This is a genomic window from Clostridia bacterium (genome assembly GCA_035561135.1).
Lineage (GTDB): Bacteria > Acidobacteriota > Terriglobia > Terriglobales > Acidobacteriaceae > DATMYA01.
Genome location: DATMYA010000063.1, coordinates 16,151 through 30,272, shown reverse-complemented (window position 1 = coordinate 30,272; position 14,122 = coordinate 16,151). Strand labels below are relative to the sequence as shown.

Annotated in this window: 13 protein-coding genes; 7 read left to right on the top strand and 6 right to left on the bottom strand. The window is 59.8% G+C overall.

What is annotated here, in order from left to right:
* Positions 1-9: 9 nt before the first annotated feature.
* Positions 10-1,356, bottom strand: coding sequence for a VWA domain-containing protein (locus tag VN622_13710; protein ID HWR36912.1), 1,347 nt, complete (start codon positions 1,354-1,356; stop codon positions 10-12).
* 250 nt (positions 1,357-1,606) lie between these two features.
* On the opposite strand from VN622_13710, the gene VN622_13705 reads away from it, so the two are divergent.
* The 4 genes from VN622_13705 (at position 1,607) to murI (ending at position 6,046) form a co-directional block, all read left to right on the top strand.
* Entirely contained in the window at positions 1,607-2,974 is a 1,368-nt protein-coding gene (locus VN622_13705; protein ID HWR36911.1) for a DUF1015 family protein, read from the top strand.
* Positions 2,961-4,442 (top strand): N-acetylmuramoyl-L-alanine amidase, encoded by a 1,482-nt coding sequence (locus VN622_13700; GenBank protein HWR36910.1) that lies wholly within the window; start codon positions 2,961-2,963, stop codon positions 4,440-4,442. The genes VN622_13705 and VN622_13700 overlap by 14 nt, the downstream gene beginning before the upstream one ends.
* Before the next feature lie 87 nt (positions 4,443-4,529).
* Entirely contained in the window at positions 4,530-5,117 is a 588-nt protein-coding gene (locus VN622_13695; protein ID HWR36909.1) for a GerMN domain-containing protein, read from the top strand.
* Positions 5,114-6,046, top strand: coding sequence for a glutamate racemase (murI, locus tag VN622_13690; GenBank protein ID HWR36908.1), 933 nt, complete (start codon positions 5,114-5,116; stop codon positions 6,044-6,046). Before VN622_13695 ends, murI begins: the two co-directional genes overlap by 4 nt.
* A 33-nt stretch (positions 6,047-6,079) precedes the next feature.
* On the opposite strand, the gene VN622_13685 is transcribed toward murI, so the two are convergent.
* On the bottom strand, positions 6,080-6,523 hold the full coding sequence (locus VN622_13685) for a hypothetical protein (protein HWR36907.1): 444 nt from the start codon (positions 6,521-6,523) through the stop codon (positions 6,080-6,082).
* Positions 6,524-6,700: 177 nt separating this feature from the next.
* Between VN622_13685 and rph the strand changes: the two genes are divergently transcribed.
* Both rph and VN622_13675 read left to right on the top strand, forming a co-directional pair.
* Positions 6,701-7,435 (top strand): ribonuclease PH, encoded by a 735-nt coding sequence (rph, locus tag VN622_13680; protein ID HWR36906.1) that lies wholly within the window; start codon positions 6,701-6,703, stop codon positions 7,433-7,435.
* Positions 7,436-7,510: 75 nt separating this feature from the next.
* A complete protein-coding gene (locus VN622_13675; GenBank protein ID HWR36905.1) occupies positions 7,511-7,897 on the top strand; it encodes a VOC family protein in 387 nt (128 codons plus the stop codon).
* 97 nt (positions 7,898-7,994) lie between these two features.
* On the opposite strand, the gene fba is transcribed toward VN622_13675, so the two are convergent.
* Complete coding sequence (gene fba / locus VN622_13670; protein HWR36904.1) at positions 7,995-9,023, bottom strand: class II fructose-bisphosphate aldolase; 1,029 nt, start codon at positions 9,021-9,023, stop codon at positions 7,995-7,997.
* Positions 9,024-9,254: 231 nt separating this feature from the next.
* Between fba and VN622_13665 the strand changes: the two genes are divergently transcribed.
* Positions 9,255-10,247 carry a tagatose 1,6-diphosphate aldolase gene (locus VN622_13665; protein HWR36903.1) on the top strand — a complete coding sequence of 331 codons (993 nt, stop codon included), beginning with the start codon at positions 9,255-9,257 and terminating at the stop codon, positions 10,245-10,247.
* A gap of 94 nt (positions 10,248-10,341) precedes the next feature.
* Here the strand turns inward: VN622_13665 and VN622_13660 are convergent, their stop codons facing one another.
* The 3 genes from VN622_13660 to aroF are packed head-to-tail and all read right to left on the bottom strand — an operon-like array spanning position 10,342 to position 14,031.
* Positions 10,342-11,754 carry a rhomboid family intramembrane serine protease gene (locus VN622_13660; protein ID HWR36902.1) on the bottom strand — a complete coding sequence of 471 codons (1,413 nt, stop codon included), beginning with the start codon at positions 11,752-11,754 and terminating at the stop codon, positions 10,342-10,344.
* A 31-nt stretch (positions 11,755-11,785) separates the two neighbouring features.
* Positions 11,786-12,925 carry a beta-propeller fold lactonase family protein gene (locus tag VN622_13655; protein HWR36901.1) on the bottom strand — a complete coding sequence of 380 codons (1,140 nt, stop codon included), beginning with the start codon at positions 12,923-12,925 and terminating at the stop codon, positions 11,786-11,788.
* Positions 12,922-14,031 (bottom strand): 3-deoxy-7-phosphoheptulonate synthase, encoded by a 1,110-nt coding sequence (gene aroF / locus VN622_13650; GenBank protein ID HWR36900.1) that lies wholly within the window; start codon positions 14,029-14,031, stop codon positions 12,922-12,924. Before aroF ends, VN622_13655 begins: the two co-directional genes overlap by 4 nt.
* Positions 14,032-14,122 lie beyond the last annotated feature (91 nt).

The window sequence follows — 14,122 nt, the reverse complement described above, 5'->3', positions numbered from 1 at the left end:
ACTCGTATCTTATTCAGTGGGAGCATAATAGCCAGTCTTCGCATAAACCGTAAGCGGCGGCAAACCCCTGGGCGGAACAAGCTTTACCTTAATCTTTCGCCACTTGCCGTCGCGTGCTGGTTTGCTTGGACGGTATCCGAGCACATATTGGTTGCGCAACTCGATCCCAATCTTCGTAGCTACGTCGCTTAGCTCGTTGGGATTGTCGATCGTAAACGTCCGTCCACCGGTCACATCCGTAATCTGCGCCAGCGTCGAAGGCCCCATCTGCTCTTCCGGACTCTGCGGATTGAAAGAGAACATGCCGATCGCATAGATCTGGACATCGGCCTCTTTCACCAGCGACTTGATCTCGTTCTCCGTATATCGGCTGTGGTTATCGCCGCCGTCCGAGAGAATCAGCATAGCCCTCTTCTGGTGCCTCGCGTCGCGCATCTTGGCCAATCCCAGGTAGATCGCATCCATCAGCGCGGTGCGCCCCTTAGGTAGCGTATAGACAAGCCTTCCCTGTATCTCCTCGATCGATTGCGTAAAATCGGCGATCACGTCCGGCTTATCGCTGAAGCCGATCATGAAGAACTCGTCATCCGGGTTCGCCGTCTTGAAGAACTCGACTACGGCCTCGCGCGCCTTCTCAATTTTGTCTTTCATGCTGCCGGACATGTCGAAGATCACGCCGAGCGAGATCGGGGCATCCTCACTGGAAAAGTGCCGTACCTCCTGCTTCTCGCCCGCATCCGTCACCACGAAGTTTTCCTGCTCCAGACCGGTGACCAGACGGTTCATCGGATCCGTTACCGTCACCGGAACCAGCACCAGGTCGACATCTACCTTCATAGGCTTTGTGTGAGTCTTCAGCGAGGGATCTGTACTCGCCGGCGAAAGCACATCGGCCATGGCCTTCGTTGGCTTTGGCGGCTCAATCCTTGGCTCAATATGAACTTCTTCGAAGTTGCTCCCGGGCGCAAGCTCCTTCTTCTTCCCGGATTCGCCAGTCACAAGGCCACCATTCTGCCCTTGTTTTCCTGGAACACCCGGCGGCGTAGCGTCTGGTTGTGCGCTGCCAGTTTGTCGTTGTGAGCTGCCAGCTTGCGACGGGCCTACGGAAGGAGTTGGCCCCTGTTGGGAGTTCGACGACGCTGTTTGCGCGGTACCCGTTGGCGGGCTTGCCGGCTGAGTTGCGGAAGAGGCGACCGTCTGGGCTGCCGCCATCGCCGTCATCAGCACGGCGGCACAAGCGCAACCCAACCACGGCGAAACGCGGATACTGGCCGCGCCGCTAATTCCTGGTATGTAGACTGCAAGCGGGTGCTTCGTAAACCCAGACCCGCACCCGTCACGGATTCTGCGGGTCATAGAACCCTCTTTTCGGCGATGGTAACACAGCTCACAAAGCCCGCTGAACCATCGCTCCCCGACGACACGCCCCACCTGGGATCAAACCACGCATTGCTTGTCGAGAGTAGTGGCGCTTATGCGTTCGATGTTAATCACACCGAGCGGGGTTTACTTTATTGCTGCTAGAATCTGCTTGTCCCGGCAACTCTGATCGCGCCTCCCAGCCAGCATCTTCAGGCACGAGCGCAAACCGTGCCGGAGAGGGATTTTGGCCGTCATCGCACCATTCCGCGCCCTGCTTCTTGATCTGGACCGCGCATCGTCCGATGGGGCGATTGACCTTTCGCAAACCTCGCCATCGGAATTCGCCGTTCGGCTTTCTGATTTGCGCGGCTCCGGCACACTAATCACTGACACCCAGCCGGCTATCTACGCTTTTCGCCAGTCATCGACCTTCGATAGCCATCCGCGCACGACCACAGGCCTCCTGGCCCTTCTGCATCTCGAAGCCAGTTCCGGACTGAACTCATCAGCCCCTCAAGAATCAGGCTGCCTCTTACGCGTGCAGCACAGCCTTTCGGCCAGTATCCGTTCTGAAATTGAGTTCCTCTGCACAGCGCGTCACCAGTCCGCTCCGGCGCTCGTGCTATACGACGGCGCGGCGATTGCGCTGCCCACCGCTGCACCGCCGGGCTATAGCATTTGTCAAAAACACGCCTGTCACAAAAACGTCGCGTTGGATCTGTGGCGCGTGACGGATGCCGACGCCATCTCGCAAATCACGACCGCTATCAGCACACGCTCGCTCGTGCTCGCCTCCGGCCACGCCGCCTACGACGCCGCACTTGCGCTTCGTGATGAGACGACTTCTGCCGCATACGCTTGCGCATCACCGGAGCAAGCTCCGCGCGACTGGATGATGGCGGCGTTTGTACACGACGCTGATCCCGGCCTCATCTCGCGCCCTGTACATCGCGTTGTCAGTGGACTTGAGCATTTTGAAACCGGAGAATTCGTTCGCATCACACGCGCCAACTTCTTCTTTCGAGAGGTGTCGCGCCACATGCGACACCTGCCGCCGACGTCGCCACACCCTGTGCTGGCCGCGAACGGCCCTCACTTCGACTCCGATGTTGCCGCGCGCCTGCTTGCGGCTGAAGAGGCCACGTCTACTGTTACCGCCGTTACTGCCGAAGACGCCGGCGCCCGCGTAGTTCCCGGCGTTGCACGAAACAGCCGCGTCGAACCCGGTGACGTCGTCATGCTGGCCGTCACCCGCGACTGCACGTATCGGCTGCACTCGAAGCCCGGTTGGGCCGACACCATACTTGCGCATATTCCTCCGGTCGAGCGACAGCTAGACGTGGTACAACTGCACAAGATCATCCTGGAAAAAGTGCTGAAGATTTCCGAATCCGAATCTGACGTACGCGAGCAGCGACACGTCACCTTCCATGCAGAGCCGACGGAGGCCGTCGAGCAGGTCCGCCTTGGCGCGAACGTCGCCTTCATCCTCAACCCGCTCGGGCTCGAACGCCTTCGCGAGGTAGCGCTCTCCGGCGCTGTTCTGCCTCCCTGTTCCATTGACGTTCAACCGTTGCCGCCGAAAGGCGTGATCTTCTATGGCATTGCATAGATCAATGCATCTGCGGCCAGCGACGTTCGCGAGCATCGCCGTGCGCGTGGCGGCGCTGTTGCTCGTCTTCGCAGCTTTCGTGCTCATCTTCCCTCGTCTGACGCGAGCCGAAGAAAAGCGCCTTGCCGTGTATTCTCCGCAGACCAGCTATGCCATCTCGGTTCTCGATCACGATGGGCTTGAGTACGTCGGCTTGGTCGACCTGCTCGAACCTCTTGGCCGCGTAGAGGCCCGCCCTGACGGCAACAAATGGAAGTTCACCTTCACACCCGCGGGAACGAGCAAAGCAGTTGAAGCGCAGTTCACCGATGGCAAAAAAAAAGCCAAACTGCGCGGCTCAGATTTCGATCTCCCCGCGAACTTCACCATGGTGAACACGCGAGGTTATGTGCCGGTCTCCGCGCTTGCGAACCTGTTGCCCCGCATTCTTGAACTTACGGTGCGTGTGCATCAGCCCGCGAGGAGGGCCTTTGTTGGGGGCACGGGCGCAAAGTTTTCGGCGGAATTGCGCAAAGACCCCTCTCGGCTGGTGCTCACGTTCCCAACTCCCGTGTCTCCCGCCGTTGCCACCGAGCCCGGAAAGATGCGCCTGACCTTCACCCGCGACCCGGTCGTCAGTTCCGGGGCCGAAACCGTGACCTACGGCGATCCGCTCATCTCCAGCACGGCTTTCAGCGAATCCAATGCCGCAGCCGAACTGAGCGTGAGCGTCAACGCACCCGTGCTCGCCACCTACAGCGAAGGCGGCAAGGTCATTACGATCGCCGCCGTAGGGCCGCAACAAGCCGCTGCTGCCGCGCCGCCCCCGGCGCAGACTACCGAATCCGCTGCCACCCGCATTCCGCAGGCACGCCCTCCTGCCGCGCCGCGCTTCCTAGTCGTCATTGACGCCGGTCATGGCGGCGAAGAACGCGGAGCCGCGTTGTCCGAAACCGTTGCCGAGAAAGATGTCACGCTGGCTTTCGCCCGCCGCCTGCACCGCGAGTTAGAGAACAAGGGCGTCAACGTGGAGTTGATTCGTTCCACTGAAAGCACGCTCACACTTGACGAGCGTGCACAGGCTGCGAACGCCGCGCGGGCGTCCCTTTATATCGCCGTGCACGCCGCTTCACTCGGGTCGGGATTGCGCATCTACACTGCCCTTGTGCCAGCAGTTGCGACAGACCCTGCCCAGGCTCGCCGCGCTTTCCTATCGTGGGAGACGGCGCAGGCTCCGTACCTGGATGCGAGCTCGCTCGTTGCAGGATCTATCGCCGCAGAACTCAATTCTCGACAGCTTCCGGTACGCGCGCTCGCCGCTCCGTTGCGCCCGCTGAACAGCATCTCCACCGCAGCCATCGCACTGGAACTCGCGCCGCCCGACGGCAAGGTCAACAGTATTAACGATGCGAAGTATCAACAGAATCTCGCAACCGCCATCGCCGCTGGTATCGCCGCAATTCGGCCCAAGTTGGAGGCAGCACGATGAATAATCTAAATGCGGGGAGTGCTCAAGCTTTCTGCACGAACTCAGAATGACACCGCGCCAAGACTTGCTTACACTCAAGATTCGCCCATGATTCCTCGGCACCTTCAGATCGCGCTCATCCTCATGTTGCTGGTCGCGTTCGGACTCGGCTTTTACGCGTTACAACTTAAGCGACGCGCCGAGCAGACGCAGCAACAGGCGGACACGCGTCCCGTCGCGCCGCCCGTTGCCGGGCCGACCGAGCCGGTTACGCTCTGGGTCGCCTATGATGATGAAGGAGTGCTGCGCCAAAGAACGGTTCAAATCGCGCTTCCGCCCGAACCGGCCGAGCGAGCACGACAAGCTCTCCGCGCACTCTTCGCGGCTTATTTGGAGAAGCCTTCCCCGCACTCATTAGGCGATGGAGCAGACGTGAAAGACGTGTACCTGGTCAACGACACTACGGCCGTCATCGACACCAACGCGGCCTTCGCGGACGCGCACCGTTCCGGCGTGCTTGTTGAGGAACTAACGGTTATCTCCATGTTGCAAACCTTTGCCAGCGCGCTCCCCAAGGTCACGCGCGTCAAAATTCTTGTAGACGGACACGAGAGAGAAACGCTCGCCGGCCACGCCGATCTCAAAGCCTTTTACGATCTGCCCACCATCAACCAGCTGGCACGGGAGATGCAGTGAGTACATCGACCAGCAACTCCTCGTCAGCGACTAACTCCGCCGTAAGCGAACTTCGTTCCATTGATCGCCATTTAATTGATCGTCGGCATCGCATCGCCGTCTTTGACTCCGGCGTCGGTGGGCTTACCGTTTTGCGCGCCATTGCGGCCATCATCCCTAATGCCGACTATCTTTACTTCGGCGACACCGCGCGCCTTCCTTACGGCAGCAAGTCGCGCGAAACCGTGGCGCGCTATGCCATCGGCGCAGCCCGCTTTCTTGAACAGCAGAAACCGGACATCCTCGTTATCGGGTGCAACACGGCGTGCGCGCTCGCTTTGTACGACGTGCGTTCCGCCGTGGACATCCCAGTTATTGGCGTCATAGATCCGGGCGCCGAGCGCGCAGCCGAAGTCAGCCGGTCGCGCGAAGCAGTCGTTATCGGCACCGAAGCAACGATCAGCACGCACGCTTACCAGCGCGCGCTCGCCAAGCGCGGCTTCGCCACGCATGAAAAAGCCTGCCCACTCTTCGTCGCGCTTGTCGAAGAGGGGTGGACCGATCACCCCGTCACCGAACACGTCGCACGCATCTATCTCGCCGAAGCATTGGGCTCCGCCTCCGCCCACACAGACGTGCTCGTACTCGGCTGCACCCATTACCCGCTCATCCGCAGCCTTCTTCGCCGCGTCGTTCCCGCTAACATCGAGATCGTTGACTCCGCCGAAGCTACGGCCCAGGCCGTCGCCGACGAACTCGACGCGCTCGATGGCGTGGGACAAGCGCCCCGCTCAGCACCAGACTCGCCAGATGGCACAGAGCCGCCCTCGCCTGCCGCTCCCACGTTCCACTTCTACGTAACTGACTCCGCAGAAAAGTTCAGCCGCATGGCCCCGCTCTTCCTCGGCCACCCGATCGAGAATGTGGAGCACGTAGACCTCGGCGGCTGACCCGCTCTATCAACTATTCGCCCTATAGAAGCGCTATTTGTTCGCCGTCTTGGGCGCGGGTTTCGGCGATTTCTTGGCGTCGGTCGCGCAGGTGGTCTTTACGTCGGTGACGATCCACATCATCGTTTTGTAGATGCCCGAATATGGAAGAAGCCATTCCGGCTTCTTGAGCGTGATGTCGAACGAGCGATCAGGCGCGGCGTAGGTGAGGACGGCGGTGCGCTCATCCGACTTGATGGGCTTGAGCGCGCCTTTAACTACGGCGGCTTTCTGCGAAGTGTCTATGGACTCGACTTCTCTCGCGGCCACTTCCTTTGCATCAAAACGCCACGAGTCGGCGCCGAGGTTGACCTTCTTCTGAACATTCTGCAAAGAGGTCCGGTTGAGCTTGCGAGGCGCTGCGCCCGATTTGCAGGGCGTAGCGGCAACAGCGACGGTGGAGACAAGAAGAGCGAGAGCAATGAAAAGGTTGCGCATGGCGGTGAATTGTAACTCGCCTGGATTGCAGACCGAAGAACTGTAACTCCCTTCAGTCCGCGCACCGTCTTTCCTCTGCCGCCTGCCTTCCGCCGTCTGAAGATTTACAATTACCCGATTATTACTTTGCAACAACAAAATCTTATGGAACGTCCCCTGAAAGCCGAGCCGCCCACGATGATCTATCGCTCCGACAATCGCACGTCCGACCAGATGCGCCCCGTCAAGATCACCCCCGAATTCATTGCCACCGCCGAAGGCTCTTGCCTCATCGAGGTTGGCAACACGCGCGTCATCTGCACAGCGAGCGTCGAAGAGAGCGTGCCGCACTGGATGCGCAACTCCGGCAAGGGCTGGATCACCTCTGAGTACGGCATGTTGCCACGCGCCACCCTCACCCGCACTGCGCGTGAAAGTTCCAAAGGCCGACAGGGCGGACGCACGCACGAGATCCAGCGCCTCATCGGGCGCTCCATGCGGGCGGTCGTTGATTTGCGTCGATTGGGCGAGCGCACCATCTGGATCGACTGCGACGTCATCCAGGCCGACGGCGGCACTCGCACGGCGTCCATCAGCGGGGCCTTCGTCGCACTCTCGCTGGCGATGCAGAAACTCGTGGACGCCGGCACGCTCAAGCAGATACCTCTCCGCGACTACGTAGCGGCCACCAGTGTCGGCATCGTTGACGGCGAGGTCATGCTGGACCTGGCGTATGAAGAGGATGCCCGCGCCGAAGTGGACATGAACTTCGTCATGACCGGCGGCGGACGCTTTATTGAACTTCAGGCCACAGCCGAGCAGGTTCCCTTCACCGACGAACAGCTCGCCAAAATGATCTCCACCGCCCGCCTCGGACTTGCTCAGTTGATCGAACTCGAGCGTGAGGCGCTCAGCGGAATGAAGCTCGGCTGAGCCGCATAGCTCGCACGCCCGCCGTCGACAGGACACGTGCTATGCTGCACCGGTTCCGTTCTAGGAGGACGGCCAATGGCACGTGTCACAGGAATCGGTGGCATCTTCATCAAGGCGCGCGACGCCGCAGGGCTCGCCGCGTGGTATACCCAGCATCTCGGCATCGCCATGAAGCCCGGCGAAGGCGCAGCCTTTTTCTGGCCTGACGACCCGCAAACGGACGGCGGCATGAGCGTCTTCTCCGCGTTCCCGCAGGATTCCAAATACTTCGACCCCAGCCCATCGCAGTTCATGATCAACTTCCGCGTAGACGATCTCGACGCCCTACTCGCGAAACTAGAGTCCGGGCGCGTCGCCATCGATCCAAAGCGCGAGGAAGCCGAGTATGGACGCTTCGCCTGGATCTACGACCCGGCAGGCAATAAGGTTGAGCTCTGGGAACCGCCGAAAACAAAGAAGTGAACCGCGCTGCCAGCTAAAGAAAAAAGCCGTGAGCAGCCTTACGCCGCCCCACGGCTTTACTCTTCCGATTGACTTGCGCGACTTGGCTTCGGGATTCCTACTTCGCCGCTGCTGCCGTCGCGTACTTTTTCGCCATCTCAGACAACGAGATCGGTTTGTAGTCTCCTGCATGACCGGCCTGGCCAAACTGCACCATGCGCTCCGCCACAACTTTCTTCATCGCTTCGCGGGCCGGCTTCAGGTAGTCGCGCGGGTCGAACTTCTCCGGCGTCTCCACGAATACCTTGCGGATCGCGCCCGTAATCGCCAACCGGTTATCCGTATCCACGTTGATCTTGCGAACGCCGTTACGGATGCCGAGTTGGATTTCTTCCACCGGAACGCCCCAAGTCGGATTCAGCTTGCCGCCGTACTGGTTGATGATGTCCTGCAACTCCTTCGGCACGCTCGATGAGCCGTGCATAACGAGGTGAACGTGCGGCAGTTGCTTGTGAATCGCCAGCAGTACATCCATCTTCAACACAGCGCCGTCGGGCTTGCGCGAGAACTTGTAAGCGCCGTGGCTGGTGCCGATCGCGATTGCCAGCGCATCCAGTCCTGTCTTCGCCACGAACTCCACTGCCTGGTCGGGATCGGTTACGTGTTCCAGGCCGGTGCCGCCAGCGCCATGCCCGTCTTCGATTCCGCCCAGTACGCCGATCTCGCCCTCGACGGTCACACCCTTCGCGTGCGCCATCTCGACGACTTCACGCGTCACCTTGACGTTGTAATCCATGCTTGAGGGAGTTTTGCCATCCGGCATCAGCGAGCCATCCATCATCACGCTGGTGAAACCAAGGTCGATGGCAGACTTGCAAGTCTCCACGCTATTGCCGTGGTCCAGATGCATGACAAGCGGGATCTCCGGATACAGTTCTGCCGCAGCCAACATCAGGTGATACAGGAACTTGTCCTGCGAATAGCTGCGCGCGCCCCGGCTTGCCTGGATGATTACCGGCGACTTCGTTTCCCGAGCGGCCTCCATGATTGATTGGATCTGTTCCATATTGTTGACGTTGAAAGCGCCGACGCCATATCCGCCTTTGGCCGCTTCATCGAGCAGTTGCCGCATTGAGACTAGGGGCATATGTGCATTTCTCCTTCGGGGGACGATTGCTCGCCTGGTTTATGAACTTGTACTGAATCCGACGTGGGGGCGCTTCGGGCAATGTTCGCGTTTGCCCGCGAGCCAGCCCTGCATCTCCCAGGGCCGCATCGATCCCTCGTAGCTGTAATCTTTCAACGTAACACGGTGTGCCGACCGCGGCAACCAGAACCGAGCTACCTACATTCCAACCAGCGCGTAGGAGGCACTCCAGTGAAACTCACTCCCGGAAAACTTGCCGGCCTGAAAGCCGTTTCCAATCAGCGCGGAGTCATCGCCGCCGCAGCAATGGACCAGCGCGGCTCTCTCAAGAAGGCGCTGGGCGCCAACGCCGGTGACAAAGAATTGATAGAGTTCAAGACGTCCGTCACCGAGATACTCACCCCCCATGCTTCCGCGATTCTGCTTGATCCCGAGTGGGGCCTCCCTGCCAGCAAGAAGCGCGCAAAGAATGCCGGCCTTCTCCTCGCCTACGAAAAAACCGGATACGACAAGACAGGCCCGGGCCGACTGCCCGACCTGCTCGACAACTGGAGCGCACGCCGCTTGAAGGAAGCAGGCGCCGACTGCGTCAAGATTCTGCTCTACTACACGCCCTTCGATCCCAAGGAGATCAACGATCAGAAGCACGCCTGGGTCGAGCGCATAGGTGACGAATGCCGCGCCAACGACATTCCATTCTTCCTCGAGTTTGTAGGCTACGAAGAAGGCGCCGACGAGAAGGGACTCGACTACGCGAAGAAGAAACCGGAAATCGTGAAGGCCAGCATGGCCGAGTTCTCAAAGGCCCGCTACGGCGTGGACGTTCTCAAGGTTGAAGTGCCGGTCAACATGCAGTTCGTCCAGGGTGCCAAGTCATCCAAGGGACAGGCAGCGTACACCCGGCAGGAAGCCAGGCACCATTTTCTCGATGCGGCCTCCGCCGCCACTAAGCCATTCATCTATCTTTCGGCCGGAGTTTCGAATGCCGAATTCAATGATGGTCTCGCACTCGCCGCCGAGTCCGGCGTCAAGTTCAACGGAGTCCTCTGCGGACGCGCCACGTGGAAAGATGGCATCCCCATTTACGCCGAGAAGGGTGACAAAGCCTTCCGCGAATGGCTCTCCACAGAAGGCGTCAAGAACATTGAGAACGTCAACAAGAGTCTCGAAGCCGCGACGCCCTGGTACTCCATGTACGAGGTCGAAGAAGCCAAAGCGGCGTAAGCAGGAGATTGCGCCCGGTTTTAGAAGTCCCGGCGACACGCGGCTCGGGGTTGCGCCACATTGGAGCAACTAACCGCTAGTAGCGGTATGTGCACTAGGGCTGTCGCGCTTCTTCTTTCGCCTGTCGCAGAAGTTCCGCCGCCCCGTTGTAATCCGGATCTATCTGCACCACTTTTTCCAGTTGCCTCACTGCGTCCGCGTACCGTTTATCTTCCAGCAGTGCGACGGCATAGAAGTAGTTCTCCTCGGCCGAATCCGGTCGCAACTCCGCCGCCCTCTTAAAAGCAGAAATCGCCTCTGCGCGCTGATGCTTCGTCCTATACACGAGTCCCAGGTTGAAACTCTTGTCTGAGTCCTTCGGGTCCAACTCTGTTGCCAGCTTGCAGTGGCCAAGCGCGCCATCCAGATCACCTTTGCGCAGCAACGCCACGCACAACTGACTGTGCCCGTCCGCAAATTTCGGATCAAGTTCTACCGTCTTGTGCAACTCCGTGGCAGCATCGTCCAGTTGCTTGCGATCCAGATAAAGCGTGCCTGCCAAGTAGTGTGCCGCCACCATCTTGGGGGACGCCTCCGCCGCGCGTTTCGCCTGGAGCAATGCGGTGTCTTTGTCATTCGCTCGCAGGGCCTGCTGCGCCTGCGAGAACGCCACTACCCCGGCGTTCGCATGCGAGGCGTACACCGTGCCTCCTGCGATCAAGGCCGCAACTGCCGCGAGCGCCGCGTAGCTTCGTACATCCGCACGGTCATCGCGCACGTGCCCAGTTGTTGGCAACAACCTGCCCAGCACCAGACCCGTGACTAACCCGCCAAGGTGCGCCGCATTGTCAATCTTCGCCGAGGCTGCTCCGAACGCGATGTTGTAGATCACGAATAGCGTGATGCTGCTCAGGTTGCCGCGCAGCACCCGCCGCAAGTTCTCATTCTTATGAAAGAAGATCGCCGGCAGCAACGCGCCCGCGATACCAAAGATTGCGCCCGATGCTCCCACGCCGACCACCGTCGGATGCCACCATAAGCTCGCGACGCTGCCACCCAGCCCGCACAGCAGGTACATCGCGACGAAGTTTCTGCGCCCGAATAGCACCTCGGCCAAGAGCCCAAGGTTGAGGAACGCCCACATATTGAAGGCCAGGTGCAGTAGTCCACCATGCAGGAAAGTTGAGGTCAGCAGCCGCCACCACTGCCCTTCGAGCGTGTAAGGTCCGTAGTTCGCGCCCCACCGCAGCAGCTTCTCCACGCTCGGATTCAGAACCGAGCCGCCGGTCAGCACCACTGCTATGAACACCAGCACGTTCAACGCAATCAGCACTACCGTGCAAGAAAGATGCGTCTCTCCTGCCGCTACCTGCGCAGGCAGATGCGCGTCTTCCTGAGCCAGCACCTCGCCATCCGGCGCGGGCGACTGACGAACCGCAGCATTCCTCGCCCGGCAGTTGGCGCACAATGCCTGAACGTCCCCATACCAGTTCGAGAAACTGTTACCGCACTGTGCGCACTTGGCCATTAGGAAGAATAGATAGGATGCATTAAACCGGCTACAGCGCAGCAATCGCTTTCACTGCAATGTCATTCGGCTGCATGCCCACGGGCACCATCGTAAACAGCCGCTGCGGCGGGTTCGTGTTTTTCTTGTCGATACGCTTATCGAGCCGCAGCACCGCAACATCGCCTGAATGTGAATCCACTACCAGCAATAGTTTCTCGCCCGTCGAGAGCGCCATCGCATCCGGACGGCTCCCCACCTGCACGCTCACCAGCATTTTGCGCGTGCCGATATCTACGACAGCAACCGTGTTCGATCCGTGATTGTTCACGAACAGCAGCGCGTTGTCGCTCGTCACCAGGCCGCGGACTGGATTGTCGCCCGCCAGGAAGCTCTCGCTCACTTCGTTCGCCGTGGTGTTGATGGCCGAGATCGTGTGCGCATCGTAGTTGCTCACGAACAGTTCACCGCCATCGGGCTTTAAAGCCAACTGGATTGGCGTCTGTCCAACCTTCAACAGCGCAAGCACCTTGTTGTTCTTCAAATCCACTGCGGCGACCTGTCCCGAAGCCGTGCACGCCACGAACACCTTGCTAGCATCCGGCAGAATCCGCAGATCTTCCGGATTCTTGCAGACAGGAATCTCCGCACGCATCGTCAGCTTCGCTGCATCGATTACGCTCACGGAGTTACCTCCGCGATTCGTGACGACGACAACCCGGCCGTCCTTCGAAACTCGCGCCAGCCCCGGCTGCACGCCGACGTCTATATTAGCCAGCACCTGTCGCCGATCCAGATCGATGGCGCTCACATTGTTGGAGCCCGAGTTCGCCACGTAAGCGCGTGTGCCATCCGCGCTCACCGAAATAAAATACGGCGCGCGATGCACGCCGATTGTTGCCACCACCTCGTTGCGATCGGCGTCGATGACGGAGACACTGTTTGACTCGGTGTTCACGACGTAAACTTCGTTCTTTGCCGGATTCTCCGCTACGCCCGTCGGGCTCTTTCCGACCGTCAGCGTCTTCAATGGCTTCAGTTCGTTCAGGTCGATGACGGTAACCGTGTCGCTCTTCCCGTTCGAGACGTAAGCGTACTCGCGCTGATTCGTTTCGGCTTTGTTGCGGCAGGCAGGGGCGGCGATCAGAACCGCCGCGAGTGCGAGAATAGCAATTTTATTTTGTGTTTTCACAGGGCCGCGGCTGGTTTGCTCGTGCTTGTAGCCGCACGCAGCGTCTTGGCTGTCGCCGCATCGCGCGCTTCCGGAGCCGTCCTGTTCACAACGGACGCAATCTGGCGCACCTGCAACATCAGCTCATCAAACTGCTCAGGGAAAAGTGACTGCGCGCCGTCAGACATCGCGTGGTCGGGATCGTTATGCACTTCAACGATCAACCCGTCACCACCGACGGCGACGGCTGCGCGTGAAAGCGGCGTTACCTTGTTGCGCTTGCCCGTGCCGTGGCTCGGGTCCACCACGATCGGCAGATGACTTAAACGTTGCACGGCCGGAACCACGCTAAGGTCCAGCGTATTGCGCGTGTGGTCCGCAAAGGTGCGCACGCCGCGCTCGCAAAGGATGACTTCGTAATTCCCTTCGCTCATCACATACTCGGCCGCCATCAGGAATTCTTCCAGCGTGGCGCTCATGCCGCGCTTCAGCAGCACCGGCTTTTTCATCTTTCCCGCTTGCTTCAGCAGCGAGAAGTTCTGCATGTTGCGCGCGCCGATCTGGATTACATCCGCCCATTCCGCTACCAGGTCGAGCGACTCGTGGTCCACCGCTTCCGTCACAATCCGCATCCCGAATTGCTCGCGGATGCCGGACATGATCTTCAAACCTTCAAGACCCAGTCCCTGGAATGCGTAAGGCGATGTGCGCGGCTTGTAGGCGCCGCCGCGGAAGAAACGCACGCCTTGCTTCGCCACCCTCTCTGCCACACGGAACGCCTGCTCCGCGTTCTCGATTGCACACGGCCCCGCGATGATTGCCAACTCGCGGCCGCCGATCGTCGCCTCGTCGACCTGGGCACCTTGCGCTGGGAAGCGAACGATCGTGTTCTCTTCCTTGACGTCGCGGCTCACCAGCTTGTAAGGCTTGGTTACCCGGATCACTTCCTGAACGCCTGTCATCTCTTCCAGCGCCGAAGGGTTCACCTCACCCTTGTTGCCGGTGATTCCAATTGCCGTACGCTGCGCGCCAGGGATTGAGTGCGGACGATAACCGAGCCGCTCGATCTTTTCACATACCGCACGCACCTGCTCTTCGCTCGCGTGCGCCTTCATTACAACTAACATCGTGGGTTCCTCGGGAAACGTTTAGTTTATAGCGGCTTAGGGCCTACGGGCAATGGAAAGGCGGGTTCTCAAGGTTCAGAGCCGCGAACAG